Raw genomic sequence first — 25,921 nt, forward strand, 5'->3', positions numbered from 1 at the left:
CAGAACAAGGCAACTTGTTTGTAGTTGTTAGCCAGGCGTTGCTTGGCAGGCAGCATGTGCGGACGTAGCTCAGCTGGTAGAGCACCACCTTGCCAAGGTGGATGTCGCGAGTTCGAATCTCGTCGTCCGCTCCAGATTAGGAAAAGCAGCTCTTCGGAGCTGCTTTTTTTATGCCCGGATTCGGCGAATACTCAATTCATTAATGGAAGTAACTAATACCCCTCACAAGAAGTCGCTTTATCTAATGTGATTCTAATCGCATAATGTACTGCGAGCTCATCACCGTTCCACGCCAACCGGCAGGAGTACCCCCATGAACCAACAGATTGCTTCACAGTCTGTCTTGAGGCGCAAGCCAATCGACGATATCGAGGAAGAAAACAAACACAGCGGGCTTTTTAAGAGTCTTGGGCTCTGGCAACTGACAGCGATCGGCGTCGGCGGAATCATCGGCGTCGGGATCTTTTCGCTGGCCGGGCTGGTAGCCCACGGCAGCGACAGCAGCCCGGGAGTGGGTCCCGCCGTTCTGTTCTCATTCCTGATCGCCGGCCTCGCTTCGGCGGCAGCGGCGTTGTCCTACGCAGAATTTGCCGGCATGATTCCCCGTGCCGGTTCCGCCTATACCTACGGCTACGTGGCCTTAGGAGAGATCATCGGCTGGTTCATTGGCTGGGATCTCCTGCTCGAGTACATCGCGATCGTGGCTGTGGTGGCCATCGGCATCTCCGGATATTTTGATGCTTTCCTTTCCGGAATCGGAATCCACATGCCTACGTGGATGACCTCCACGGCGGATGAGGGCAAGGGCGGCATCATCAACCTTCCCGCTATCCTCGTTTGCCTCTTGGTGACCTGGATCCTGAGCCGCGGTACCAAAGCGTTCGGCCGCTTTGAACTGGTGGCCGTTGCCATCAAGGTCGTTCTGATCCTGTTCATCATTGGCTTGGGCATCTTCTACATCAACACCGGGAACTACAACCCGTTCATGCCCAGCGGCTTTGGACCCGTCATGGCCGGAGCCGCAACGGTCTTCTTCGCAGTCTTCGGCTACGACGCCATGAGCACCGCCGCGGAAGAGGCCAAGGACGGCAAGAAGCACATGCCCAAGGCCATCATCCTCTCCTTGATCGTAGCCATGCTGCTTTATGTCGCCGCCACACTCGTGCTCACCGGCATGCAGAACTACAAGGACATCGATCCCACCGCAGGTTTCGCTTCTGCGTTCAACGGCGTTGGATTGCCCGTCATCGCCACCATCATTTCGGTGTTCGCGGTCCTGTCCATCCTCACGGTGATGCTGACGTTCCTGCTGGGCGTTACCCGCGTGTGGTTCTCCATGAGCCGTGACGGCCTGCTCCCGGGCTGGTTTGCCAAGACTGACAAGCATGGCACTCCGCAGCGCGTCACGTGGATCGCGGGCGTTGCCTCAGCCTTCCTGGCGGGAGTCTTCCCCATCAAGGAAGTTGCCGACCTCACCAACATCGGCATCCTGGCTGCTTTTGTGGTGGTTTGCATTTCCGTGATCGTGTTCCGCTACACCAAACCCGACGCGCCGCGTACGTTCCGCCTGCCGTTCATGCCGGTAGTCCCCGCGTTCGGTGTCCTGGCCTCGGCATTCCTCATGTTCCAACTCCACTGGGAAACGTGGGTCCGGTTCGGCGCATGGCTGATCATCGGCCTGATCATCTACTTTTCCTATGGTCGCAGGCACTCCCTCATGAACCCGAACAGCCCTCGCCACAACGAGGTAAGTAAGCCGGTGGCGTAGTTCGTCCACAGGCCTCCGCTGAACCCTTGGCACCTCGGAGAACTGGTGTTAGGGTCGGACGCGGAGGAGCGAACTGGCTCCGCGATGGAAGGGAGGTGCCCGTGGGTTTAATTGACGACCTGAAGGGCAAGGCTCAGGGTCTCATTCAAGGCAACGAAGAAGCCATCAAGAATGGCATCGAAAAGGCCGGGGATTTTGTGGACCAGAAGACGGGCGGAAAGTACACCGGCCACGTCGACAAAGTCCAGAATGCCGCTTCCGACTTCGTGGCCAAGAACGACGGTCAGCCTGGACAGGCTCCCGTCACGGATGAGCCGAAGCAGCCATAGCTGCCTGAGCCGCCGTACCAGATACGTCAAGGGGGCACCGGTCCCGCCGAGAGGCGCCACCGGTGCCCTTGGCGTTTAATCTGCGCCCTTGCGTCATCAATCACGCGACGGTCCCCATGAAGCCGGCCCAAGGCTTCCGCCCCGTCAGGTACTTTGGACCTTATGCCTTCAGCTGCCACTCATGCCGTCCAAAGTCGCGCCCCCAAGGAGACGCTGGGCCCGCCCGTCACCGCAGGTGTTGTCACCGCACTGGTCGGTTTCACGTCGTCGTTCGCAGTGGTCATTGCGGGCTTGAAAGCTGTGGGCGCCAATCAGGCGCAAGCATCCAGCGGTCTGCTGGCGCTCACTCTCACCTTTGGTTTGGGCATCCTGTGGTTGTCGTGGCGGTCCCGAATGCCCGTGACATTGGCGTGGTCCACGCCCGGGGCGGCATTGCTCGCCTCGGCTGGAACGCTCGACGGCGGCTGGCCGGCTGCTGTGGGCGCGTTCCTGATGGTCGGGGTGCTGATTCTCCTCACGGGGCTGATGCCCGTCTTGGGCAGGATCATGGCGAAAATTCCTACAGCACTGGCCCAAGCGATGCTCGCCGGAGTGCTGCTCCCCCTGTGCCTTGCACCTTTCAAATCCTTGGGATCGGCTCCCCTGTTCATCGCACCGGTGGTATTGTGCTGGGTTGTCCTGATGAAGTTCGCACCCCGATGGTCGGTTCCGGCCTCACTGCTGGTAGCCCTGGCAGTCATCGGTATCCACATTGCGTCCACCGGTGTTCAAATACCCGGCGGCAGTCTTCTGCCACGGCTGGAGTGGACCACGCCCGCCTTTACCCTCGAGGCTGCTGTGGGACTGGCGCTGCCTCTGTTCATCGTGACCATGGCGTCGCAGAACATTCCCGGCGTCGCGGTCCTCAAATCCTTCGGGTACACCACCCCGTGGCGGCCGTCCATGCTCGTGACGGGAGCCGGGACGATTGCCGGAGCACCCTTCGGAGGCCATGCGATCAACCTGGCCGCACTCAGTGCGGCACTGGCAGCTGGTGAGGAGGCAGGCAAGGACCATGGCAGGCGCTGGATCGCCGCGTTCGTCTCTGGCATTGCCTACCTTGTACTGGCTGCTGTCTCCGCCGCCCTGGTCACCCTGGTGGCTGCCGCCCCGCCTGGTCTCCTCGAGGCCGTTGCAGGCCTCGCCCTCTTGGGAACGCTGGCGTCGTCCATTTCCTCGGCACTGGCGGTGGCCGAGGAACGCATCCCGGCCTGTATCACTTTCCTGTTGGCAGCATCAGGTTTGAGCGTGGCCGGGATTGGCGCTGCTTTCTGGGCCTTGGCAGGGGGCATTCTGGTTCGCTGGATGCTGAAGAGCCGCGAACCTGTTCAAAAAGCCTGAATCAGGCAGGCTCGTGGTTTTGGGCTTCGCGTGCCAGGGCCGTCAGCCTGGATACCGCGCGGAAGTACTTTTTCATGTAGCCACCGGTCATCATCTCTTCGGTGAAGAGTTGATCGAACGGCACGCCACTGGCCAGGATCGGCACATCTTTGTCATAGAGCCTGTCCGCAAGAACCACAAAGCGGAGCGCTACAGCCTGTTCGGTGATGGTTTCAACGTCGCTCCAAACCACGGCTTCCACACCGGAAATGAGTTGCCGGTAGCGACTGGGGTGTACTGCGGCCAGGTGGTTGACGAGCGTGCGGAAATCATCAACCGCCACGGTCTTTCCGTCGAATTCTGCACGCATACGATGCTTGAGCTCTTCGGTTTTGAGCGGCGCCGGAGCTGCGGGCAGGCCGCGGTGGCGGAAGTCTTCGCCGTCGATCCTGACCACATCAAACTGGTCCGCGAGGACCTGTATCTCGCGCTGGAAGTCCACGGCAGCAAAGCGCCCTTCACCCAGTGAACCGGGAAGGGTGTTGGACGTTGCTGCCAGCTTCACACCGGCGTCGGCCAATTCACGCATGAGCCTGGACATGAGCACGGTATCGCCCGGATCATCAAGTTCGAACTCGTCGATGCACACCAGCTTGTAGCTGCTCAAAGCTTCCACGGTCTTGCGGAAAGACAGCGCACCCACCAGGTTGGTGTATTCCACGAACGTCCCGAAGGCCTTGGGCCCGGGTGACCTGTGCCAAAGGGAAGCCAGAAGGTGGGTCTTGCCCACGCCGAAACCACCGTCAAGGTAAATTCCTGCCCTGGTTGCGGGCGCTTTCTTGGCGAACAACTTCTTGAAGAGTCCGCCGCCGTCGTCCGATCCCACCATATCGGCAAAGCCGGAAAGCAATTTCACTGCATTTGCCTGGCTAGGCTGGGAAGGATCCGGCCGGTAACTGTCGAACGATACCTCTCCGAATCGCGGAGACGGGTAGAAACCCTTCAGGAGTTCTTCCACAGAGACTGCCGGCGTGCGGGCAGCCAGTTGTTCGATCTTTACCACGGTGGTCCGTTCCTTCGGTTTTAGGTCCCCAGCAAGAATACCGGCATCGGGCACTCGGAAACCGTCACGTGACCAAGCCCATGTTTCACCGTATGACCGCCGGGAAGCATTCCTTGCTGCCCGTGGTTAGTGTTGGAGCACGCCCGGCCGGCACCTGCACTACCTCTACGGCCCGGCTCCGACCGTTGTCAGTGAAAGGCCATCACCATGTCCTACCCAGTTGAACAGAACGAAAAGTTTGCAGCGTACGCAAACCCCGAACGCCTTGTGTCCACTGAGTGGCTCGCGGCAGCCATTGCCGACGGCGCCCTTGCAGACGGCAAGCTTGTGGTTGTCGAATCCGACGAAGACGTTCTCCTTTACGAAACGGGCCACATCCCGGGCGCAGTCAAGATTGACTGGCACACGGACTTGAATGACGAGGTCACCCGCGACTACGTGGACGGTGCCGCTTTTGCCGCCCTGGCTGCCTCCAAGGGCATCTCCCGCGACAGCACCGTGGTCATTTACGGTGACAAGTCCAACTGGTGGGCTGCCTACGCGCTGTGGGTCTTTACGCTGTTCGGACACGAGGATGTGCGACTTCTCGACGGTGGCCGCGACAAGTGGATCGCCGAAGGCCGCGAACTGACTACTGACGCCCCTCAGCCCGCAGTGGGTGAGTACCCGGAGGTGGAGCGCAACGATGCTCCGATCCGTGCGTTCAAGGAAGACGTCCTGGCACACTTGGGCAACCCGCTCATTGATGTCCGCTCCCCTGAGGAATACTCGGGACAGCGCACCCACATGCCTGCTTACCCGGAAGAAGGCGCACTGCGCGGCGGTCACATTCCTACCGCCGCATCCATCCCGTGGGCACGCGCTGCCGCCGAAGACGGCACCTACCGCAGCCGTGAAGAGCTCGAAGCGCTGTACCTTGGCGAAGCCGGCCTGGAGCCGGGCGATGACGTGGTGGCTTACTGCCGAATCGGCGAACGTTCCAGCCACACCTGGTTCGCGCTGAAGTACCTGTTGGGCTTCGACACCGTCCGCAACTACGACGGCTCCTGGACCGAGTGGGGCAATGCTGTGCGGGTTCCCATCGCCAAGGGCGTTGATCGCGGTTCGGTTCCGGCCTCACTGGTCCGTAGCTAGCTCTGTTCGTAACAAGTCCGGACGGTGAAAGCATCCGTAGTGTTCCGGCACACAAGATGCATTGGCCGCCGTTGTGCGTAAGCTGGAAGTGATGAGTACCAACACTTTGCCCACCGCCCTGGCGGAAATCGTCGATGACTTCCAGGCGCTGACGGAGCCTGACCGCCTGCAACTCCTTCTCGAATTCTCGAGGGGTTTGCCGGAGCTTCCTGAGCGCCTGAAGGACCACCCTGAGCTGCTGGAACAGGTTGTGGAGTGCCAGTCACCGTTGTTTCTCACAATTGAGTCCGAGAAAAATCCCGACGGCGGTGCCCGCGCCTACCGGCTCTTCTTCAAAGCCCCTCCGGAAGCACCCACTACCCGGGGGTTCGCAGGGGTGTTGCATGAGGGACTTGATGGGTTGACGGCCGAGGAAATCCTGGCCGTTCCCGACGATATGCCTGAGCTACTGGGCCTGACACGGGCCATCACTCCCCTGCGCATGCGGGGAATGACCGCCATGCTGGGCCGAATCAAGCGGAAAGTCGCAGCCGCCAGCCGGCTTGAAGGCTAACCGCTTGAAGGCTAACCGCTTCGAGGGCTGACCGGCTCAAAACTGAAGGGCACAACCAGGGCGATGGCCAAGAAGATGGCTTCACAGGGAACGCCGGCAACTGCAGCACTTGCAGCGGCCGGCGTTCCCTTCGTGCTGCACCCCTACGCCCATGACCCCGGGACTGCCAGTTACGGACTGGAAGCCGCAGAAGTCCTGGGCATCGAACCTGAGCGGGTTTTCAAAACCCTCATGGTGGAGGTCGAAGGCCGCTTGGCCGTGGCCATCGTTCCCGTATCCGGCAATCTGGACCTGAAGTCGGTTGCGGCAGCCCTCGGATCAAAGAAAGCCGTCATGGCGGATCCCAGGACTGCCGAACGACGCACGGGATACGTTCTGGGAGGAATATCGCCGTTGGGACAGCGGCAGACCTCTCCCACCCTGGTTGACGAGTCCGCTCTGGCTTTCAGTGCCGTCCTCGTCTCAGGAGGCCGCCGCGGGCTGGACATTGAGCTGGCGCCGGCCGACCTCATCCGGCTCACCCAGGCCATCACGGCTCCCATCGGAACAGCAACAAGCACCAGGACTGACCCCTAACCGCTCAGCGCCCGCTTCTTCGGCGGACTACCCTGCGGCCCCGGCCTGCCCTGGGTTGTTCCGTGGAGCCAGTTGCCTCTGCAGCCAGGCACGGACCAGGCGCTCCCACCGTTCCGGATCGACGTTCCACTCTTTGGTGTGCCGGGCGCCGTCGAAGGGTTCAAAGGTGACCATCTCGGGGTTCTTTTCCGCGAGGCTGGCGGAGGGTCCGAAGGGCACGTAGTCGTCGTCCACGCTGTGGATCAGCAAGGTGGGTGTGCGCAGTTCAACCGCACGCGTTTCCCAGTCCATGGCTTTCAGGTCCACGGGCGCGGACAATCCAGTCAGCCTGCGTCCCAGCGGATGGCTCAGCATCATCTGCCCGTAGCGCCCCACGTTGTAGGGAATTCTGTTCATTTCAGCGTGATGGGCCATCACGTTAACCCAATTGATCACCGGAGCATCCAGGACCAACGCGCGGATGAGGTGACGGTGCTTGGACAGGTCCGCTGTTTGGAGGCTGATGGCCCCGCCCATGGACCAGCCGAACAAAACGATCTCTTGGGCGCCGTGGTCCACGGCATATTCGATCGCAGCCTCAACATCGCGCCATTCCGTGGACCCCAGGCCGTAGCGCCCATCCGGCGCGGAGGGCGCCAGGCCGTCATTGCGGTAGGAGATCAGCAGACTGTCCACCCCAAGCTCGCGTGCCGTGCGGACGGCGCGTAGTCCTTCCATGCGTGTGGCACCGCGCCCATGGACCATGATGGCGCAGACCGGCGAGGCAGCCGAGGCCTCGGCGCGGATCAACCAGGCCGGCGCCTTGCCGCCGTCGATCTCTATGTCCACATCTTCGGCAGCCAGTCCGATTGCGGCGGGATCCGGGTATGTTGCCCCGCTCCACCATGCGCGGCGGGCCTCTGAGAGGTTCCCGCTATAAACTTCCTCAACTTCGCGGAGCACCGTCTGCTCCGCCGGCGAATAGGACACAATCCGGCCAATCCTGGCGTGTCCTTTGCCGCCCGAGAAGAACAGGCTGAACACACCGTCAATGGTGCTGTCCGGTGTGGCCGCCAGAATAACCTGTGGTCCCTTGTCGCCCCGGATCACGGCGAGGACTTCCTGGTCCTCGTGCCGGGCGGCAGGGGTGATGACGCGGCGGGCGAAATACACGGCGAGCGCAGAGGATCCTGCCCCCACCAGACCGGCCAGGGTGCCGCCGGCCAGGAAGCCGGTGATGGCCCATTTGGTGCGGAGGGAGAGTTTCTTGTCTGCAGCGTCGCTCGCTGGCGGGGTAGTCGATGCCATGGTTCCATTGTTGCTGCTCCGCGGAGCTGCCTGGTACAGGCGTGGGCCGCGCGGCGTTCCCGCCGGGGATTGATTCGCGCGAATCAGCGTCCCAATGTCTGCGGTCCGCGGTTCGCCGGGACTACGCTGTAGCCATGAGTGATCCCATCGTCATACTGACTGAAGAGCCCCTCGGCCCCGACGACCGCGTTAACATCGCCAAACTGCTCGACGGCAGCGATGCGCCCCTTATTGTCCTGGTTCCGTCCAATACCGAACGACACCTCCTGGTGGATTTCCTGGAGAATCTGTCGCTGCTTGATATCGCCAAGGCGTTCCGGGAGCTCGCTGCGCAGCACCCGGATCCTGTGGCTGAACGTGCGGAGGCCTCCGAGACGCTGGCTGCGTCGCTGGCGGCTTTGGCTGGCTTGGGTGAAGGCGTTACGGGCGAAGTCGTCGACGGCGGTGCGGTTGCCGGCTTGGTGGCGAAGGTCCGGGCCGTGAATGCTGCCCAGGCTGTGGTCATCACCCGGCCGCATGCCATTGCCGACACGTTCCATACTGACTGGGCCAATAAGGCGCAGGATCAGCTGGGCCTCCCGGTCCTGCACCTGTATGCGGGCTCGGGATTTATCGGCGACTCGTAAGCGTTGCATTAGTCATGAACACTCCTGATAACACCAGCAAGACAACTTCTGTGCCGGAGGGAACGGCCGTTCCCGTGGAAAAGAGCGATTCCCAGTGGCGCGAGGAGTTGACTCCCGAGGAGTACCGGGTCCTCCGGCAGGCAGGCACTGAACGGCCGTACACGGGTGAGTACTGGGATACGCACACGGAAGGTGTCTACCAGTGTCGCGCCTGTGGGAGTCAGTTATTTACCAGCCAGGAGAAGTTTGATTCCCATTGTGGTTGGCCGTCGTTCTGGGCCCCGCTTGCGGAGGGCACGGTCCGGTATCTTCATGACCGCACCATGGGAATGGATCGTGTGGAAGTTCGTTGCGCGAACTGTGATTCCCATTTGGGGCATGTTTTCGAGGGCGAGGGCTATGAAACGCCCACGGACCAGCGGTTCTGCATCAATTCCGTTTCCTTGCGTCTGGTGTCGCCTAAAAATTAGCTAGGCCCTCCCGGCATGGTATGGATGCTGCCATGCCATGCCGGGACTGGACCTTAACTGACCTCCACCCACGAAATGCCCAAGAGTTTCTTATGCTCAAGGCATTCTTGAATTAGCGATGCTTTTTGCTTGCTACGCTCGGCCCAGAAGCAATCACTACGTCGAAAGGGCCGAGCTCCATGACCACTATCACCACCGCCATCGCCCAGCGTGTCACTGCCGACAACGCTGAGTGGATGTCCCTGAAGGCTGCAGCCACCGCCCTTCAGGCACACCAGGAACAGGACGGTTCCATCGCCGATTCGGCAGTTCACGCCGAGTCGGCCGATCTTGTTTCCACGGTGACTGACGCCATTGGAGCCCTGGCACCGAGCTTCCCTCATGATGCCCGTTACCTGGAGCTCCTGGTAGAAGACTTCGGCCGCTGGGTACAAGGCGGCTTCGGAGTGCCGGACTTCCTGGATTCCCTTCAAGCGTTCCAGCCCCAGGAGCAGCGCGTTGACGGCCTGCAGCACCTGGTGGTTTTCCCCATGTATACGCAGAACGGCAGCACCAATAGGCTGGTCGAAGCAGTGCTGATCGAGGTTATCTGGCCCGAGTTCATCGGCGGCCTGGAGGCTGGCGAATACTCCAACAAGCTCTTTGTGCCCATCCGCTTTGTGGACTTCACTCCGGGGTACAACACCAACTCGGCCGTGCTCTTCCCTGAGACGGTGGCAGTTCGCGAGACGCCCACTTTCACCTGGGGTGCCATCTTTGCCGACCGTGAAGCTGCCCGTTTCCGCCGCGTGCTCAAGGCTGCCGCGGCAACCACATCTTTGGAGCTTCCCGAGGACGCAGCACAGCTGATCGAGGACCAGGAACTGACTCAGCGCACGTTTGTCATGTGGGACCTGATCCACGATCGCACCCACATGCGCGGGGACCTTCCTTTCGATCCGTTCATGATCAAGCAGCGCATGCCGTTCTTCCTGTACTCACTCGAGGAGCTGCGCTGCGACCTGACCGCGTTCCGCGAATCCGTGCGCATTGAAAAGGACGAAGCAGCCGATCCCGATGCCCGCAAGCATGCAAAGCTGGTTCAGTATGCGGTGATCTTCGACCGCATCTTCCGGTTCGCCATCACCGGCAGCCGTGTGCGCAACTACGACGGACTGGGCGGCCAGCTTCTGTTCGCGTGGATGCACCAGCACCACGTCCTCCACTGGACGGACAGCAAGCTCTCCATTGACTGGGACGAGGCTGCCTCGGTTGTGGTGGAACTCGGCGCCAAGATCGAAGAACTGTACTGGCGCTCGATCGACCGCCCCAAGGCTGCCCACTGGCTGGCTGCCTACGAGCTCATTTCGAGTACGGTGACTCCCCACCCGGCATCCGTGTGGGCCAAGGGACCCGAAGCGCTACCCTTGGACGGTCCGCCCCGCGGCCTCACGGACCAAGTGCTGGACGACGAATTCCCCCTGTCCATGTTCTACGAAGCACTGGAGAAGAAAATGCGTCCCGTCATTGAGTCCACCACCGGCATCACGGGCGCGACTGCGGCCTGATGACCACATTGACTATCCTCGTGACCGGCGGAAGCAGCGCTTCCGGCATCGCCGTGACGCGCGCGTTGGGGGCCGCCGGTCACAGGGTGCTCACTGTGGGCTCGGACGATGTGCGGATCAAGGCTGCTGCTGCCGAGGCCGGCCACGCAGCTACTCCTTTGGTCTGCGATCTCGCCAGCCTCGAGTCCGTAGGGGACCTTGCGGCCACCGTCCACGATCTTGGCATTGAAAGCATCGACGGCGTCATCCACCTGGTGGGCGGTTGGCGGGGTGCCAAGGGCATCGAAGACCAAAGGGACGAGGATTGGGAGGCCATGGAACGCAGCGCCGTGACCACGCTCCGAAACGTCTCCCGGGTCTTCTACAACCAACTCGAAGCATCCCCGCACGGCCGGCTGGCCATGGTCTCCTCAACCACCGCAACTGCACCAACGGCTGCGGCCGCCAGCTACGCGGCCGCCAAGGCAGCCGCGGAAGCCTGGACCTTGGCCGTAGCCGATGGTTTCAGCCGCGCGCAATCGGCCAGCAAAAATGCTCCGACCGAGCAGCACAGCGCTGCGGTGATACTCGTAGTGAAAGCCCTCGTTAACGCCGCCATGCGCGAATCCCAGCCCGAAAGGCGATTCCCCGGCTTCACTGACGTCGAAGAACTGGCCGCTGCCGTCGTCGGACTCTTCGAACAATCGGCCGCCACCCTCAACGGCCAGCGCATCCTGCTGGCCACATAGAATCCTGCCGACCCAAATAGACTTGAAAGCGTGAATGAACAAGTGACAAGCACAACAGAGGCAATCCCCAGCGCCACGGATACCCCGGGCGCAGGTCAACTGCATGACCCTGCGGTTCGCGGGTTCGCATCGGACAACTATTCCGGCGTGCACCCGGAGATCCTCGCAGCACTGGCAACCGCCAATGGCGGGCATCAGGTTTCCTACGGCGAAGATGTGTACACAGCACGGCTCCAAGAGGTGCTGGAACAGCAGTTCGGCCCGGGCATCGAGACGTTCCCGGTCTTCAACGGCACCGGCGCCAACGTCCTTGCCCTGCAATCCCTCCTTCCCCGCTGGGGAGCGGTGATCTGCGCCTCCACGGCACACATCAATATGGATGAGAACGGCGCGCCGGAACGAGTAGGCGGAATCAAGCTCCTCCAGGTTCCCACCGAGGACGGCAAGCTCACCCCCGAGCTGATCGACCGCGAGGCCTGGGGCTGGGGCGATGAGCACCGCGCGCAGCCGCTGGTTGTCTCCATCACCCAAACCACTGAGCTGGGCACCTGCTACACGCCCGATGAAGTGCGGGCCATCGCCGATCACGCACACTCCAAGGGCATGAAGCTTCACATGGACGGCGCCCGGCTGGCGAACGCGGCCGCCCACCTTGACGTCCCCCTCCGCGCCTTCACCCGCGACGCCGGCGTGGACATCCTGTCCTTCGGCGGCACCAAGAATGGTCTTCTTTTCGGCGAAGTCGTGGTGGCACTGAACCCGGAGGCCGCTGACGGCCTGAAATTCCTGCGCAAGATGAACATGCAGCTCGCCTCGAAGATGCGCTTCATCTCAGCCCAGTTCATTGCCCTGCTGGAGGATGGCCTGTGGTTGCGTTCCGCCGCCCACGCCAACGCAATGGCCGCCCGCCTGCGGAAGGCCATTGAGGGAATCGACGGCGTGGAGCCAACCCAGGCAACACAGTCCAACGGGGTCTTCGCCATCCTTCCCGAGGGCGTAGCGGACAAGCTGCGGGAGTCCTTCGCCTTCTACGACTGGGACGCTGCCCGCCGCGAAGTGCGGTGGATGTGTTCGTTCGATACCACGGAGGAAGACATCGATGCTTTCGTAGCGGCGATCCGACGCGAGCTGGCCTAACACATAACACGTGCAACCCGGGGCGGCGAGCCTGCACAGATTCGCCGCCCCGTACGCATAATCTGCGATGGTGAACGCCCTCGCACAGGTTCCCTCGGAGTTTCTCTTCGCCTTGGGATCACTACGAAAAGCACAATGTCGCAGCGAACTGCGGCTTGACGAGATCCCCGCTCCTGCCCGTCTGGCTCCCTATGCAGTTGCCTTGGGGGCAGAGGTATTCAGCCCCACTGCGGCAACCCGCCAGGTTCCCGTCCACGGACCTGCGGCCAAGGCCTTCGCCGCCAGCCAAGGCAGCAGTCCCGCCAGTGAAGAGGACGACGAACTCGCCACCGGCCGCTTCATCCTCCTCTATGACCCCGACGGCTCGGCCGTCTGGGAAGGGGAGTTCCGAATAGTGACCTACATTCGGGCACAAATGGACGCAGAAATGGGGAACGACTCCATGCTTGGTTCGGTTGCCTGGACCTGGCTCGTGGACGCCCTGGAGAATCATGCTGCCCCCTATCGCGCTGCCGGCGGCACAGCAACAAGAATCCTTTCCGAAAGCTTCGGAACCCTGGCCGAACGGCCGGACACCATAGACATCGAACTCCGGGCTTCCTGGACACCGGCCAGCCAGGACGTCCAAGCCCACCTCGAAGCCTGGTCCGACATGGTCTGCACCTTCGCCGGCCTTCCACCGTTGCCACCAGGGGTCACCGGACTGCCCAACAGGAGACTCAATTGACTGTGGGAAATGCGTCGGCGGGTACCAACAATGGACCCGCAACACCCCGCTGTGGCTGGAATCGGTAAGCTTAAGCCACCATGACCCCTGAATATCCGGAAAACACCACGGCCGGCGATCCGGTTGCTGATCCCACCACCCACATCAAGGTAGACGGCTTCGACAGCCACGTCCCCGAAATCATCGATCTCGACACTCCCCGCGAAGGGGTACCCCTGGTCATCGATACCCCATCCGGGCTGGAGCGGTGCGCAGCCGCAATCGCAGCCGGAACAGGGCCGGCCGGAGTGGACGCAGAACGCGCTTCCGGGTTCCGCTACGGTCAACGGGCTTTCCTGGTTCAGATCCGGCGCGAAGGTGCCGGAACCTGGCTGATCGACCCCGAACCCTTCGATAACCTGGACATCATCAATGACGCCCTCCGCGGCGTCGAATGGATCCTGCACGCGGCCTCGCAAGACCTCCCTTGCCTCTCCGAGCTTGGCATGTGGCCGGACAAACTCTTCGATACCGAACTCGCCGCCCGCCTCGCAGGACTCCCCCGGGTTGGCCTTGCCGCCGTCATTGAACAGCTTCTCGGCTTTGGTCTGGCCAAGGAACACTCGGCAGCCGACTGGTCCACGCGCCCCTTGCCGGAGCCCTGGCTGCGTTACGCAGCCCTCGACGTCGAAGTTCTCGCAGAGCTCAGGGAAGAACTCATCGAGTTGCTGGAAGCTGACGGCAAGCTCGATTACGCCGAACAGGAGTTTGCCGGCATACTCGCTGCGGGACTCTCGGCCCCGCGTGTGGACCCCTGGCGGAAGACCTCCGGACTCCATCAGATACGCGACCGTCGCCAGCTTGCAGCCGTTCGAGAACTGTGGCTCGAAAGGGACCAATTGGCCCGCAAACGAGACGTAGCGCCCGGCCGCCTGATCCCCGACTCAGCTCTGGTGGCCGCAGCCAAGGCCATGCCCACCACGGTGCCTCAACTGCTGGCTACCAAAGGATTCCACGGACGCTCCGCCCAGAGGGAAGCCCCGCGCTGGCTTCGCTGCATCACCAACGCCCGGACCCTCACGGACCTCCCGCCCCTCCACCTGCCCACCAACGCGCCGCCGCCGCCAAGGGTGTGGGCGGACCGGGATCCCGAGGCCGCAGCACGCCTTGCCAGCGCCAGGCCGGCCCTTCAGGCAATAGCCGATGAGTTGAAGCTGCCGGTGGAGAACCTGCTGACTCCGGATTACTTGCGGCGGGTTGCCTGGCGGCCCCCGGCTGATGTTTCCTTGGAGTCCGTCGCTGCGGAACTGCGGTCACTGGGTGCCCGCGAGTGGCAAATCTCCTTCGCTGCGCCGATACTCACTGAAGCGTGCTTGAACCCGGCTCCGCTTCCCGTCAAAGAGTCCAAGGCGAAGGAAGCCAAAGCACCCCAGGGCGCACAATCATCCGGCAATGCCGGCTGAGCCTTCCCCGCATTATTGGCCTGCCCCGCGAACTGTGGTTCGTGGTGGCAGGCCTTTCGCGTCTCCGGGGCACGGACACCGGGCGGCTGGTCCTTGCAAGCTAAGTTACCGGCGAGTAACATTGCATCAATGCCAGCCGGAACACCCGCGACGCGGGAATCGGCGCCATGTCTCAACGAGGAGTTAATACATGAGTCCATCACGCAGTGCTCAGAGGAACGTCCGCGACGTCGTCTTCGTCGATGGTGTGCGCACACCCTTCGGCAAGGCCGGCGAGAAGGGCATCTACGCGGGCACCCGCGCCGATGACCTCGTGGTCAAGTGCATCCGCGAACTGATGCGGCGAAACCCCTCACTGCCAGCGGACCGGATCGACGAGGTCGCCATCGCCGCCACCACCCAGACCGGGGACCAAGGCCTCACCATCGGCCGCACAGCGGCGCTGTTGGCCGGTCTCCCCCGCACCGTCCCCGGTTTCGCCATCGACCGCATGTGCGCAGGTGCCATGACGGCAGTGACGACGACGGCGAGCGGCATCGGCTTCGGCGCCTATGACGTGGTCATTGCAGGCGGCGTGGAACACATGGGCAACCACCCCATGGGCGCAGGCGCCGATCCCAATCCCCGCTTCATGTCCGAGCGCCTCGTGGATCCCGCCGCGCTGAACATGGGCAACACGGCCGAGAACCTGCATGATCGCTTCCCGGCCATCACCAAGGACCGCACGGACGCCTATGCCGCGGCTTCCCAGGCCAAGCTCGCAGCGGCTTATACCAACGAGCAAATCCAGCAAGACCTCGTTCCGGTAGCCACCATGAAGCCCGGCCAGGGCTGGGCCCTGCACACCACGGACGAACCGCCCCGGCCCGGCACCACAGTTGCCGACCTCGCCGAATTGCGGACGCCCTTCCGCGCCCACGGCCGTGTGACCGCCGGCAATGCTGCAGGACTCAACGACGGCGCCACTGCCGCTGTTCTTGCTTCCGCCGACGCCGCCCAGGAACTGGGGCTCCCGGTCAAGATGCGCTTGGTCTCTTATGCCTTCGCCGGCGTTGAACCTGAGGTCATGGGCATCGGTCCGGTACCCGCCACCGAAAAGGCACTCAAGAATGCAGGGCTTGGCATCGAGGACATCGGACTCTTCGAAATCAATGAAGCCTTCGCCGTCCAGGTGCTCAGCTTCCTGGACCACTTCGGCATCGCCGATGACGACTCCCGGGTCAACCGCTATGGCGGGGCGATCGCCGTCGGACATCCGCTGGCTTCCTCAGGCGTCCGCCTGATGAACCAGCTCGCGCGTCAGTTCGAAGAGGACCACTCGGTTCGCTATGGCATCACTACCATGTGCATCGGATTGGGCATGGGTGCCACGGTGATCTGGGAAAACCCCCACCACGTCGACTACCAATCTTTCACCGCTGACCAGGTCACCACAGCCACCACCGAAGGAGCCGCCGCATGAGCGCCGCCGAATTCCAGAAGCTCGCCGCCCTTTTCCCCGATGAAGTGGTGACCCACTCCTACGTGCAGGGCATCCAGCTGCCGGGCGGTGCCGGGACCTTCGCGCTGATCACCTTGGACAACGGCCTTGACCACTCCAAGCCAACAACACTGGGCCCCAACACGCTGGTGGAACTTGGCGGCGTGTTGGAGAACCTCAAGGAGCGTGCCTCACGGGGAGAAATTGTAGGCGTCGGTGTCACGGGCAAGCCGTACTTCCTGGTGGCCGGCGCAGACCTTTCAGCGGTCAAGACTCTTAAAGAACGCGAGCATGGGCTCTGGATGGCGCAGCTTGGCCATGCCGTCTACAGCAGCTTGGCCAACCTTGGCGTTCCGAGCTTTGCCTTCATCAATGGCCTGGCTTTGGGTGGCGGGCTGGAGATCGCCCTGCAGTCCACCTACCGGACCGTCTCAACGGGTGCCGGCGCCTTGGCCCTGCCTGAAGCCTTCATCGGCCTTGTACCAGGCTGGGGCGGCGTCTATATCCTGCCGCGCCTCATCGGGCCCGAGAATGCCGTCAAGGTGATGATCGAGAACCCTCTCAGCAACAACAGGACCCTCACCGGTCCGCAATCGTTCGAGCTCGGCGTGGCCGATGCCATGTTCGAACCCGCCGACTTCCTGGAACAGTCGCTCGCATGGGCGGCCCGGGTGATCGCAGGTGACGTAACGCCTGAGCGGAAGAATGCGGTTGATGCCACCGATGACGCAGTAACCGGCCGTTGGGCAGCGGCTATATCTGCGGGTCGGGCCTTCGTGGAGTCCAAGACCTCCAACGCCTCCCCCGCCCCGGGCAAGGTCCTGGACGTCATGGAAGCGAACCGCACCATGACTCAGGCCGAATCGGCTGAACTCGAGTGTGAGACCCTCGCAGGGCTCATGCAGACCGACGAGTTCCGCTCCACCGTGTACGCGTTCCTGGACCTCGTCCAGAAGCGCTCCAAGCGGCCTGCGGGCGCACCCGAACGAAAACTGGCCCGTCCGGTCACCAAGGTCGGCGTGGTGGGTGCAGGTCTTATGGCCAGCCAGCTGGCTCTGCTGTTCGCCCGGCAGCTGAAAGTCCCCGTGGTCATGACGGACATTGATCAGGCACGGGTGGACAAGGGTGTTGCCTACGTCCACGCCGAGGTCGACAAAATGCTGGCGAAGAAGCGGATCAAGCCCGACGCCGCCAACCGGACCAGAGCACTCGTAACAGGATCCGTCTCCAAAGAGGCCTTTGCAGACGCCGACTTCGTCATCGAAGCCGTCTTCGAAGAACTGCACATCAAGAAGCAGGTCTTCGCGGAGGTCGAAGCGATCGTTTCCCCCGAGTGCATCCTCGCCACCAACACATCCTCGCTGTCCGTCACAGCCATGGCCGAGGATTTGAAGCATCCCGAACGCCTGGTTGGTTTCCACTTCTTCAACCCAGTGGCCGTCATGCCGCTCCTGGAGATCGTCCGGGCCCCCAAGACGGACGACGCCGTCCTGGCTACGGCATTCGAAGTGGCCAAGGGACTGAAAAAGACCGCCGTACTGGTCAAGGATGCTGCGGCCTTTGTGGTCAACCGTGTTCTGCTCCGCCTCATGGGAGAAGTCATCGCAGCGTTCGACGAAGGAACCCCCGCCGAGGTTGCAGACACGGCTCTGCGTCCCATGGGCCTGCCAATGTCGCCGTTCACCCTGAGCGCCATGGTGGGCCTGCCGGTAGCCCAGCACGTCCAGGAGTCCCTGCACGCAGCGTTCGGCGAGCGGTTCCCTGTCTCGCAAAACCTGCAAAAGCTGATCGACAACGGAGTGAAGAGCCTGTGGGCCCCGGGACCGGATGGGGCTCCTGTCATCCCGGCCGAGACGCTGGCGCTGCTGTCCTTCGGCAACACCCCGTCCACTGGCGAGGAAGTGCTGCGGCGCACCCAGGACGCCTTGGCCGAAGAGATCGGACTGATGCTGGAAGAAGGCGTCGTTGCCGGACCCGAAGACATTGATCTCTGCGTCATCATGGGCGCCGGATGGCCGATGTTCCTGGGTGGCATCACGCCGTACCTGGACAGGGTGGGCGCCTCCGAGCGAGTCAACGGCAAGCGGTTCCTCGCCCCCGGCGTCGCGTCGGCGCCTGCCTAAGCCCCGGGAAACAGAAGAAGGGCCGCGGCCTGAGCGATTGCTCGGGCCACGGCCCTTCTTGCGTGATGTTCTTCTGTGACGGTCTGGTTCCGTGACGGCTAGAAGAGTGCGACCTTCGGCGCCCGCGGGAAGATTTCGTCCAGTTCCGCACGATCCTCCTGAGTAGGGACCCAGCACACAGCCTCGGCGTTCTCGCGGATCTGCTCCGGACGGGTGGCACCGGCAATGACACTGCTGACTCCCGGCTGCGCGGCCAACCAGGAGAAGGCCAACTGCAGCTCGTTGATATCCCGTTCCTTGGCAAACTGGCCGAAGCGGCCCAACTGTTCCCAATCGGCGTCGTGCACCAGGTTGGTGCGGGTGTGGCTCAATCTGGAACCTTCAGGGGCCCTGCCCGCAGAGTACTTTCCGGTGAGCAGCCCGTTGGCCAAGGGGAAGTAAGGAAGGACTCCCAAGGAGAAGGCTCCTGCGGCGGGAAGCACTTCGAGTTCGGCGCGCCGGTCCAGGAGGTTGTAGTGGTTCTGCGTCGAAATGAAGCGGACGCCATCTGACTGTGATTGTCGTGCTACATACTCCGCCTGGGCGATCTGCCAGCCGGCAAAGTTCGAATGTCCGATGTACCGCACCTTGCCGCTGGACACCAGGTCGTCCAAGGCTGCCAGCGTCTCCTCAATGGGCGTCCGCGGGTCCGGCGTGTGGAACTGGTAGAGATCAATCCACTCGGTGTCCAAGCGGCGGAGAGAAGCTTCCACGGCTTTGACAATGTATCTGCGCGAACCGCGGGCGTCGAAGTCCTTTCCATTGACTCCACGCATGTCCATGCCGAACTTAGTGCCGATGACCACGTCATCACGGCGCCCTTTCAGCGCCTTGCCCAGCATGACTTCGCTCAGGCCCGGCTCACGGCCGTAAACATCGGCGACGTCGAAGAAGGTTACCCCGGCATCAAGCGCGGCGTGGACAACAGCGTCCGTGCCTTCCTGGGATTCGGTCGGAGTGTTGGCGCGGCCCAAATTGTTGCAGCCCAGCCCAACAACTGAGACGGTGAGTCCGGAAAGGCCAAGGCGTCGGTATTCAGTCATGAATTCAGCCTATACGCGGCCCGGCCCCGATTGTCACCTAAGGCAACAAACTCCCCCGGGCTAGCTGGTGCTGTACGAGATCCCTGATTCCTCCATGGCATCCTCAAGCTGCGCTACAGCCACCGGACCCATCCCGTGGAGCTTGGAAAGCCCCGCCTCACCGAATTCGGCCAACTGCTCCAGCGTCTCTATCCCTTCATGCGCCAGCGCCCGTCTGGCCGGAGCGGCCAGGCCTTTGGGCAGGGGCGTATGTCCGGGCCAGTTGCTCTTGGACGCCATGGGGATCCCTCCTGATGCGTTGGGTACTACTTAGAGAGTAAAGCCCACACCCTGCTTGGGCGAGTGCTTCACACGGAATGCCGCGGGGTCGCTGTGGGGCGCTGCTGCCACCGTGAGCTTGGTAAAGTCCAGATCCTCACCGCGGACACAGATCTTAATGGCGTTCACGGCCTTGTTGACGTCCGGGCAGAGGCAGAAGATGTTCAAATGGCCGTTGCCGATTTCCGAACGGTCCACAACTCCCAGCCCGCGCCACGCCAATTCGCCGGTAAGAGCGGCCTTTGCCTTCCGCTCAAGATGCCGGTCACGTTCGGTGCCGTCCTTGGACTTCAACGCTATTTGGGCAACCACCCAAAACTGTTCGGACTCAGGAATCTCGGCATAGCCGTCCTCCTCGCATTGCGCAGCAAAGGCAGCCATCAGGCCATCCACAGCGGATTCGTCCTCAACGTCCGCTTCGTCGGTCTTGCTTTGGTGGCCCACTACACCGTGGTTGACCACGAACTGCTGGTCTTCGTCGTCGTACCAGGCCTCCCGGAAATGAAGTACTCCTTCGTCGTCGCGCTTGTACGCGCGGATGATGCCGCTCATGCTCGTCCTTTCCTGAACCACTCGGCGCTGGTGCTGGTGGCTCCATTGACGTCGAACGGCGCTTTCATGGTGTCCACTGCCTCAAAAAGGGCTGCGCATTCTGCGCGCATTGCGTCCACCGTCTGTTGCGGATAGCCCATGGCCACCCGATGATTCTCAAATTCGTCCTCGTCGTCCACGAACACCCCATGCTTGGTGGAACGGATAACATCCAGGTCCATATCAATCATGTGGAATTCAGTGACGCCGGGCTTGATGGGATTCCAGTCATGGTTCGTGGCCAGGTCAACGTAGATCCTGAAGTCGCCCGGATAGCTGTCGTCGTAGAAGGTGGCAACAAACTCACCTGTCCTCGGCACCAGCAAGACTGCATCCGACGCCGTATAGAAAGCTGCGCCGGGGCGGGCGCAAAACTCGCCGGCCCCCTGAAATATCCACCAACCATGAATGTCTTCACCAAGGTAGCGGCCGGGCACCACCCAGTGGGCTTTACCGTCCCATTTCCTGTTCCTCGACACCACGAGGTCACCGGGCTGCAATGCGCCCGGCGCGCGCCCGTCCGTCACAGCGTTGGCAAACTGCCGGTGGTTGGGTGCTCCTGGCCAGGGAGGGGCCTGGCAAAGGGGACCTTTGTCCCCAAAACCTGGGCTACGACGTCGTGCGTTATCTTCTGGGCCGTGAGGCCAACACGCTCCAGGACCTGGCTGCGGGAGCCATGCACAAGGAACTCCACCGGCAGGCCTACTTCGTTCAGCGCCGTGTCCACACCAGCGGCCCGCATTTCCTGCCGGATACGGGACCCCACGCCACCTGCCCGGACTCCGTCTTCTATGCAGATCACCAGGCGGTGACGGGCAGCAAGGGCGATGATCGATTTACGGACGGGAAGGACCCACCGCGGATCCACCACCGTGGAGCTGATGCCCTGGGATCCCAAACGGGCAGCGACATCGAGGGCGAGCTCAGACATTGCCCCGACGCTGACAATCAGGACGTCGTTCTCGGTAGAGCCTTCCGGGCGACGCGCGAGGATATCCACGCCGTCGTGCAGCCGCTCAATTGCTTCAATCTCGGAACCGACGCTGCCCTTGGAGAATCGCACCACAGTAGGGGCGTCGTTAATCGCCACAGCCTCCCGCAGTTCTTCGCGGAGCCTTGTGGCGTCGCGGGGAGCCGCCAGATGAAGACCGGGCACGATCTGGACCATCGCCATGTCCCACATGCCGTGGTGGCTGGGCCCATCCGGGCCGGTCACACCGGCACGGTCCAAGACAATGGTGACGCCGGCTTTGTGCAGCGCAACGTCCATCAGGAGCTGGTCGAAGGCGCGATTCAGGAAGGTGGCGTAAACGGCCACCACAGGGTGAAGACCGCCGAAGGCCATTCCCGCGGCGGACGTCAGGGCGTGCTGCTCGGCAATGCCGACGTCGATCACCCTTTCGGGGTGACGCTCCGCAAACTTGTGCAATCCAACGGGGATGAGCATTGCGCCGGTGATTCCCACGATGTCCGGGCGTTCATCGGCAATATCCGCGATTTCTTCGGCGAATACCGAGGTCCATGACCTGGCACCGGGCATTTCGGTGGGCTCACCCGTTTCGGGGTCAATGATGCCTACGGCATGGAACTGGTCCGCTTCATTAGCCAAGGCCGGTGCATAGCCGTGGCCCTTTTCCGTCATCGCGTGGACAATGACAGGACCGCCGTAAGCCTTGGCGGTATTGAGCGCGTGCTCCATGGCCTGGAGGTTGTGTCCGTCAACCGGGCCGATGTACTTCATACCAAGGTCCTCGAACATACCCTGCGGGGCCCACCAGTCCTTGATGCCCTTCTTCATGGCATGCAGGCTCTTATAGGTGAACTGGCCGGCAGGGCCGCCATCCTGAAGCTTCTTCTTCCACCAGTCCAGCATGCGCTCATAGGCCGGGGTGGTGCGCAAGGAGTCAATGGTGGGACGCAACGATGCCAGGTAATCGGCAAAGCCCCCAACAGTCGGAGCGTAGGAACGACCGTTGTCGTTGACAACGATGACCACGCGACGCCGCTTGTCGGCAGCAATGTTATTGATCGCTTCCCACGCCATGCCACCGGTCAACGCGCCGTCGCCGACGACGGCGACGACGAACCGGTCGCCTTCACCGGTCAGCTGCCGGGCGCGCGAGATGCCATCAGCCCATGACAGGGACGAGGACGCGTGTGAACTCTCAACGATGTCGTGCTCGGACTCGGCACGATCAGGGTAACCGGACAGGCCGCCCTGCTGGCGGAGCGTGGTGAAGTCCTGACGCCCGGTCAGCAGCTTGTGCACATAGGACTGGTGCCCGGTATCGAAAATGACGCTGTCCCGCGGAGACTCAAAGTTCCTGTGGACAGCGAGAGTGAGCTCCACGACGCCCAGGTTGGGCCCGAGGTGTCCACCCGTAGCGGCTACGTTGGTGATCAGGAATGCCCTGATTTCGCCAGCCAGTTGTTCCAGCTCAGTGCCGGACAATGTGGCCAGGTCCCGTGGATCCTTAACGGTTTCCAAAAGTCCCAACGGCCCTCCTTAGGGTGAATGACGTGCTTGTTAACTCTAGCGCGTGCCCGGGCCCGCGCGTTCCGCCGTGGACTCGACCCCCGGCATTGTTCTCCGGGCTGGTTTCGCCGGACTTCCCCGGACGCCAACAGCCCCGGCTGGTCGGGCGACCAGCCGGGGCTGTCCGGCTCATGAATCAGCTGGGAACCAGCCGCTTCGTTAGGCCGAGATCTGGCGCAGAACGTACTGCAGGATGCCGCCGTTGCGGTAGTAGTCCGCTTCACCCGGGGTATCGATGCGCAGAACGGCATCGAAGGACTTGGCGGTGCCGTCTTCAGCAGTGGCCGTCACCTTGAGCGTCTTCGGCGTGGTGCCGTTGTTGAGCTCGGTGACGCCTTCCACTGCGAAGGTTTCCGTACCGGTCAGGCCCAGCGTTGCTGCGGACTCTCCGGCGGGGTACTGCAACGGAAGAACGCCCATGCCAATGAGGTTGGAGCGGTGAATGCGCTCGTAGCTTTCAGCAACGACCGCCTTGACGCCCAGGAGCGCCGTGCCCTTGGCCGCCCAGTCACGGGACGAGCCGGAGCCGTATTCCTTGCCTGCCAGGACAACCAGGGGCGTTCCTGCTGCCTGGTAGTTCTGGGCTGCGTCGTAGACGTAAGCCTGGGGCGCGCCTTCCTGGCTGAAGTCGCGGGTGAAGCCACCCTCAACGTTGTCCAGGAGCTGGTTCTTGATCCGGATGTTGGCAAACGTACCGCGGATCATGACTTCGTGGTTACCACGGCGTGAGCCGTAGGAGTTGAAGTCCTTGCGCTCCACACCGTTGGCCAGAAGGTACTGGCCCGCGGGGGTGTCCGACTTGAAAGAACCGGCCGGGGAGATGTGGTCCGTGGTGACGGAATCGCCAAGCTTCAAGAGCACGCGGGCGCCCGAGATGTCCTTGACGGGATCCGGCTGGGCCTTCATGCCCTCGAAGTATGGGGGCTTCCGCACGTAGGTGGAGTCCTCGGCCCAGGCGAAGGTGTCGCCTGCCGGGGTGTCGAGAGCCTTCCAGCGGTCGTCGCCGTCGAAAACGCCCTCGTAGCCCTTGGCGAACATTGCCTCGTCAATGGAGGAATCAATGACTTCCTGCACTTCAGTGGGGTTCGGCCAGATGTCCTTCAGGAACACCTCGTTGCCTTCGGAGTCCGTGCCCAGGGCGTCGGCTTCGAAGTCGAAGTCCATGGTGCCTGCCAAGGCGTAAGCGATGACCAGCGGCGGCGACGCCAGGTAGTTCATCTTCACGTCCGGGTTGATGCGGCCTTCGAAGTTGCGGTTACCGGAGAGGACGGCGGTGACGGAGAGGTCGTTTGCCTGGATTGCCTCGGAGATTTCCGGCTCAAGCGGGCCGGAGTTACCGATGCAGGTGGCGCAGCCATAGCCCACAATGTAGAAGCCAAGCTTCTCCAGGTAGGGCGTCAGGCCGGACTTCTCGTAGTAGTCCGTGACGACCTTTGAGCCCGGGGCAACAGAGGTCTTGACCCACGGCTTGGAGGTCAGGCCCTTGTCCACGGCGTTGCGTGCAAGGAGGGCCGCAGCCAGCATGACCGACGGGTTGGACGTGTTGGTGCAGGATGTGATCGAGGCGATCGACACTGCGCCGTGGTCCAGTTCGAACTCGCGGCCATCAGCTGTAGTGACCTTGACCGGCGTAGACGGGCGGCCATTGGCACCGTCGGCGGCCGAGTAAACGCGGTCCGTTTCCGTGGTGTGCGAATCAGCGTGCGTGAAGGACGGTGCATCCGAAGCCGGGAACGATTCGTCCAGGGACTCATCCACGCTGCCGTCTTCGATAGCGACGTAATTGTGGATGTCCTTGCGGAACTGCTCCTTGGCATCGGTGAGCTCAATGCGGTCCTGGGGACGCTTGGGGCCGGAGATGGAAGGAACAACGGTGGACAGGTCCAGCTCGAGGAACTCGGAGAAGCGCAGTTCACGGGAAGGATCGTGCCAGAGGCCCTGTTCCTTGCTGTATGCCTCCACGAGGGCCACATCTGCTTCGGATCGGCCGGTCAGGCGCAAGTAGTCCAAGGTGACGTCATCGATGGGGAACATGGCAGCCGTGGAACCGAATTCCGGGCTCATGTTGCCGATAGTGGCGCGGTTGGCCAGCGGCACAGCTGCAACGCCTTCACCGTAGAACTCAACGAACTTGCCAACAACACCATGCTTGCGCAGCATTTCGGTGATGGTCAGTACCACGTCGGTAGCAGTGGCACCGGCGGGGATGCTGCCCTTGAGCTTGAAGCCCACAACGCGGGGAATCAGCATGGAAACCGGCTGGCCGAGCATCGCAGCTTCAGCTTCGATGCCGCCAACGCCCCAACCCAGGATGCCCAGGCCGTTGACCATGGTGGTGTGCGAGTCGGTGCCGACACAGGTGTCGGGGTAGGCGCGGACAACGCCATCAATCTCGCGGGTCATGACCGTGCGTGCCAGGTATTCGATGTTGACCTGGTGGACGATGCCGGTTCCCGGGGGGACAACCTTGAAGTCGTCGAACGCGGTCTGGCCCCAGCGAAGGAACTGGTAGCGCTCACCGTTGCGCTGGTATTCGATCTCCATGTTGCGCTCCAGTGCGCCGGAGTTTCCGAAGGCGTCGATTTGGACGGAGTGGTCGATCACCATTTCTGCAGGCGCCAACGGGTTGACGCGCTTGGGGTCACCGCCGAGCTCCTTGACGGCTTCACGCATGGTAGCCAGGTCCACGACGCAGGGAACGCCGGTGAAGTCCTGCATGATAACGCGGGCCGGGGTGAACTGGATCTCCGTGTCGGGCTCCGCATTGGGATCCCAACCGGCCAGGGCGCGGACATGGTCAGCCGTTATATTGGCGCCATCCTCAGTCCGCAGGAGGTTTTCAAGCAATACCTTAAGGCTGAACGGAAGGCTGTCTGCGCCCTCTACGGAGTTCAACCGGAAAATTTCATAGTCGGTGCCGGCTACATTCAGTACGCCTTTGGAACCGAAGCTGTCCACAGTGCTCATGGCAGGACTCCTCTCGCAACAGTTTCATCTTTGTCGCGTGGTTGGCCGCTAGCCAGTTAGGCGGACCTTACTTAGCCG

General features: G+C 62.3%; 23 protein-coding genes and 1 tRNA gene. 16 read left to right on the top strand and 8 right to left on the bottom strand.

The window, feature by feature from the left end:
- Positions 1–58: 58 nt before the first annotated feature.
- From J7I86_RS18880 to J7I86_RS18895, 4 genes are all read left to right on the top strand, one after another.
- A tRNA-Gly gene (locus tag J7I86_RS18880) sits at positions 59–134 on the top strand.
- A gap of 179 nt (positions 135–313) precedes the next feature.
- A complete protein-coding gene (locus tag J7I86_RS18885; RefSeq protein WP_214822336.1) occupies positions 314–1,768 on the top strand; it encodes an amino acid permease in 1,455 nt (484 codons plus the stop codon).
- A 95-nt stretch (positions 1,769–1,863) separates the two neighbouring features.
- A complete protein-coding gene (locus tag J7I86_RS18890) occupies positions 1,864–2,097 on the top strand; it encodes an antitoxin (protein ID WP_214822338.1) in 234 nt (77 codons plus the stop codon).
- Positions 2,098–2,259: 162 nt separating this feature from the next.
- Entirely contained in the window at positions 2,260–3,477 is a 1,218-nt protein-coding gene (locus J7I86_RS18895; protein WP_214822340.1) for a benzoate/H(+) symporter BenE family transporter, read from the top strand.
- A gap of 1 nt (position 3,478) precedes the next feature.
- Here J7I86_RS18895 and zapE read toward each other — a convergent pair whose 3' ends face one another.
- Positions 3,479–4,519: a cell division protein ZapE gene (gene zapE, locus J7I86_RS18900; RefSeq protein WP_214822342.1), complete on the bottom strand. Its 1,041-nt coding sequence runs from the start codon at positions 4,517–4,519 to the stop codon at positions 3,479–3,481.
- A 207-nt stretch (positions 4,520–4,726) separates the two neighbouring features.
- Between zapE and J7I86_RS18905 the strand changes: the two genes are divergently transcribed.
- From J7I86_RS18905 to ybaK, 3 genes are all read left to right on the top strand, one after another.
- Positions 4,727–5,653 (top strand): sulfurtransferase, encoded by a 927-nt coding sequence (locus J7I86_RS18905; RefSeq protein ID WP_214822344.1) that lies wholly within the window; start codon positions 4,727–4,729, stop codon positions 5,651–5,653.
- Positions 5,654–5,744: 91 nt separating this feature from the next.
- Positions 5,745–6,206, top strand: a complete 462-nt coding sequence (locus tag J7I86_RS18910; RefSeq protein ID WP_214822346.1) for a SufE family protein — start codon at positions 5,745–5,747, stop codon at positions 6,204–6,206.
- Between the two features lie 63 nt (positions 6,207–6,269).
- Complete coding sequence (gene ybaK, locus J7I86_RS18915) at positions 6,270–6,782, top strand: Cys-tRNA(Pro) deacylase (protein WP_214822347.1); 513 nt, start codon at positions 6,270–6,272, stop codon at positions 6,780–6,782.
- Between the two features lie 27 nt (positions 6,783–6,809).
- Here ybaK and J7I86_RS18920 read toward each other — a convergent pair whose 3' ends face one another.
- Positions 6,810–8,069: a S9 family peptidase gene (locus J7I86_RS18920; RefSeq protein ID WP_214822349.1), complete on the bottom strand. Its 1,260-nt coding sequence runs from the start codon at positions 8,067–8,069 to the stop codon at positions 6,810–6,812.
- Between the two features lie 134 nt (positions 8,070–8,203).
- Here J7I86_RS18920 and J7I86_RS18925 point away from each other — a divergent pair, with 134 nt between their 5' ends.
- The 9 genes from J7I86_RS18925 (at position 8,204) to J7I86_RS18965 (ending at position 18,349) form a co-directional block, all read left to right on the top strand.
- Positions 8,204–8,695 carry a hypothetical protein gene (locus J7I86_RS18925; RefSeq protein ID WP_214822351.1) on the top strand — a complete coding sequence of 164 codons (492 nt, stop codon included), beginning with the start codon at positions 8,204–8,206 and terminating at the stop codon, positions 8,693–8,695.
- Between the two features lie 14 nt (positions 8,696–8,709).
- Positions 8,710–9,165, top strand: a complete 456-nt coding sequence (msrB, locus tag J7I86_RS18930) for a peptide-methionine (R)-S-oxide reductase MsrB (RefSeq protein WP_214822353.1) — start codon at positions 8,710–8,712, stop codon at positions 9,163–9,165.
- A gap of 179 nt (positions 9,166–9,344) precedes the next feature.
- Positions 9,345–10,712, top strand: a complete 1,368-nt coding sequence (locus J7I86_RS18935) for a DUF6421 family protein (protein ID WP_214822354.1) — start codon at positions 9,345–9,347, stop codon at positions 10,710–10,712.
- Positions 10,712–11,440, top strand: coding sequence for an SDR family NAD(P)-dependent oxidoreductase (locus tag J7I86_RS18940; RefSeq protein ID WP_214822356.1), 729 nt, complete (start codon positions 10,712–10,714; stop codon positions 11,438–11,440). The genes J7I86_RS18935 and J7I86_RS18940 overlap by 1 nt, the downstream gene beginning before the upstream one ends.
- Before the next feature lie 30 nt (positions 11,441–11,470).
- On the top strand, positions 11,471–12,577 hold the full coding sequence (locus tag J7I86_RS18945) for a low specificity L-threonine aldolase (RefSeq protein WP_309476765.1): 1,107 nt from the start codon (positions 11,471–11,473) through the stop codon (positions 12,575–12,577).
- A gap of 67 nt (positions 12,578–12,644) precedes the next feature.
- Positions 12,645–13,304 (top strand): DUF3000 domain-containing protein, encoded by a 660-nt coding sequence (locus J7I86_RS18950; RefSeq protein WP_214822358.1) that lies wholly within the window; start codon positions 12,645–12,647, stop codon positions 13,302–13,304.
- A gap of 80 nt (positions 13,305–13,384) precedes the next feature.
- On the top strand, positions 13,385–14,746 hold the full coding sequence (locus J7I86_RS18955; RefSeq protein ID WP_214822360.1) for an HRDC domain-containing protein: 1,362 nt from the start codon (positions 13,385–13,387) through the stop codon (positions 14,744–14,746).
- 190 nt (positions 14,747–14,936) lie between these two features.
- Positions 14,937–16,208 (top strand): acetyl-CoA C-acyltransferase, encoded by a 1,272-nt coding sequence (locus J7I86_RS18960; RefSeq protein WP_214822362.1) that lies wholly within the window; start codon positions 14,937–14,939, stop codon positions 16,206–16,208.
- Positions 16,205–18,349 (top strand): 3-hydroxyacyl-CoA dehydrogenase NAD-binding domain-containing protein, encoded by a 2,145-nt coding sequence (locus J7I86_RS18965; RefSeq protein WP_214822364.1) that lies wholly within the window; start codon positions 16,205–16,207, stop codon positions 18,347–18,349. The genes J7I86_RS18960 and J7I86_RS18965 overlap by 4 nt, the downstream gene beginning before the upstream one ends.
- Positions 18,350–18,447: 98 nt before the next feature.
- Here J7I86_RS18965 and J7I86_RS18970 read toward each other — a convergent pair whose 3' ends face one another.
- From J7I86_RS18970 to acnA, 6 genes are all read right to left on the bottom strand, one after another.
- Positions 18,448–19,431 (bottom strand): aldo/keto reductase, encoded by a 984-nt coding sequence (locus tag J7I86_RS18970; protein WP_214822366.1) that lies wholly within the window; start codon positions 19,429–19,431, stop codon positions 18,448–18,450.
- Positions 19,432–19,491: 60 nt separating this feature from the next.
- The gene (locus J7I86_RS18975; protein WP_214822368.1) at positions 19,492–19,710 is read right to left on the bottom strand and encodes a hypothetical protein; all 219 of its coding nucleotides are present in this window, start codon (positions 19,708–19,710) and stop codon (positions 19,492–19,494) included.
- A gap of 30 nt (positions 19,711–19,740) precedes the next feature.
- Positions 19,741–20,301 carry a hypothetical protein gene (locus tag J7I86_RS18980; protein ID WP_214822370.1) on the bottom strand — a complete coding sequence of 187 codons (561 nt, stop codon included), beginning with the start codon at positions 20,299–20,301 and terminating at the stop codon, positions 19,741–19,743.
- A complete protein-coding gene (locus J7I86_RS18985) occupies positions 20,298–20,867 on the bottom strand; it encodes a DUF402 domain-containing protein (protein WP_214822372.1) in 570 nt (189 codons plus the stop codon). The genes J7I86_RS18980 and J7I86_RS18985 overlap by 4 nt, the downstream gene beginning before the upstream one ends.
- The gene (gene dxs, locus J7I86_RS18990; RefSeq protein WP_214822374.1) at positions 20,864–22,837 is read right to left on the bottom strand and encodes a 1-deoxy-D-xylulose-5-phosphate synthase; all 1,974 of its coding nucleotides are present in this window, start codon (positions 22,835–22,837) and stop codon (positions 20,864–20,866) included. Before dxs ends, J7I86_RS18985 begins: the two co-directional genes overlap by 4 nt.
- A gap of 198 nt (positions 22,838–23,035) precedes the next feature.
- Entirely contained in the window at positions 23,036–25,843 is a 2,808-nt protein-coding gene (gene acnA / locus J7I86_RS18995) for an aconitate hydratase AcnA (RefSeq protein WP_214822376.1), read from the bottom strand.
- Between the last annotated feature and the right edge of the window lie 78 nt (positions 25,844–25,921).

The organism is Arthrobacter sp. ISL-95 (assembly GCF_018613695.1).
Lineage (GTDB): Bacteria > Actinomycetota > Actinomycetes > Actinomycetales > Micrococcaceae > Arthrobacter.

Coding starts and splice junctions, on each gene's coding strand:
- J7I86_RS18885 (WP_214822336.1), top strand. CDS start 314: ATGAACCAACAGATTGCTTCACAGTCTGTCTTGAGGCGCAAGCCAATC.
- J7I86_RS18895 (WP_214822340.1), top strand. CDS start 2,260: ATGCCTTCAGCTGCCACTCATGCCGTCCAAAGTCGCGCCCCCAAGGAG.
- J7I86_RS18905 (WP_214822344.1), top strand. CDS start 4,727: ATGTCCTACCCAGTTGAACAGAACGAAAAGTTTGCAGCGTACGCAAAC.
- J7I86_RS18910 (WP_214822346.1), top strand. CDS start 5,745: ATGAGTACCAACACTTTGCCCACCGCCCTGGCGGAAATCGTCGATGAC.
- ybaK (WP_214822347.1), top strand. CDS start 6,270: ATGGCCAAGAAGATGGCTTCACAGGGAACGCCGGCAACTGCAGCACTT.
- J7I86_RS18920 (WP_214822349.1), bottom strand. CDS start 8,069: ATGGCATCGACTACCCCGCCAGCGAGCGACGCTGCAGACAAGAAACTC.
- J7I86_RS18925 (WP_214822351.1), top strand. CDS start 8,204: ATGAGTGATCCCATCGTCATACTGACTGAAGAGCCCCTCGGCCCCGAC.
- msrB (WP_214822353.1), top strand. CDS start 8,710: ATGAACACTCCTGATAACACCAGCAAGACAACTTCTGTGCCGGAGGGA.
- J7I86_RS18935 (WP_214822354.1), top strand. CDS start 9,345: ATGACCACTATCACCACCGCCATCGCCCAGCGTGTCACTGCCGACAAC.
- J7I86_RS18940 (WP_214822356.1), top strand. CDS start 10,712: ATGACCACATTGACTATCCTCGTGACCGGCGGAAGCAGCGCTTCCGGC.
- J7I86_RS18950 (WP_214822358.1), top strand. CDS start 12,645: ATGGTGAACGCCCTCGCACAGGTTCCCTCGGAGTTTCTCTTCGCCTTG.
- J7I86_RS18955 (WP_214822360.1), top strand. CDS start 13,385: ATGACCCCTGAATATCCGGAAAACACCACGGCCGGCGATCCGGTTGCT.
- J7I86_RS18960 (WP_214822362.1), top strand. CDS start 14,937: ATGAGTCCATCACGCAGTGCTCAGAGGAACGTCCGCGACGTCGTCTTC.
- J7I86_RS18965 (WP_214822364.1), top strand. CDS start 16,205: ATGAGCGCCGCCGAATTCCAGAAGCTCGCCGCCCTTTTCCCCGATGAA.
- J7I86_RS18970 (WP_214822366.1), bottom strand. CDS start 19,431: ATGACTGAATACCGACGCCTTGGCCTTTCCGGACTCACCGTCTCAGTT.
- J7I86_RS18975 (WP_214822368.1), bottom strand. CDS start 19,710: ATGGCGTCCAAGAGCAACTGGCCCGGACATACGCCCCTGCCCAAAGGC.
- J7I86_RS18980 (WP_214822370.1), bottom strand. CDS start 20,301: ATGAGCGGCATCATCCGCGCGTACAAGCGCGACGACGAAGGAGTACTT.
- acnA (WP_214822376.1), bottom strand. CDS start 25,843: ATGAGCACTGTGGACAGCTTCGGTTCCAAAGGCGTACTGAATGTAGCC.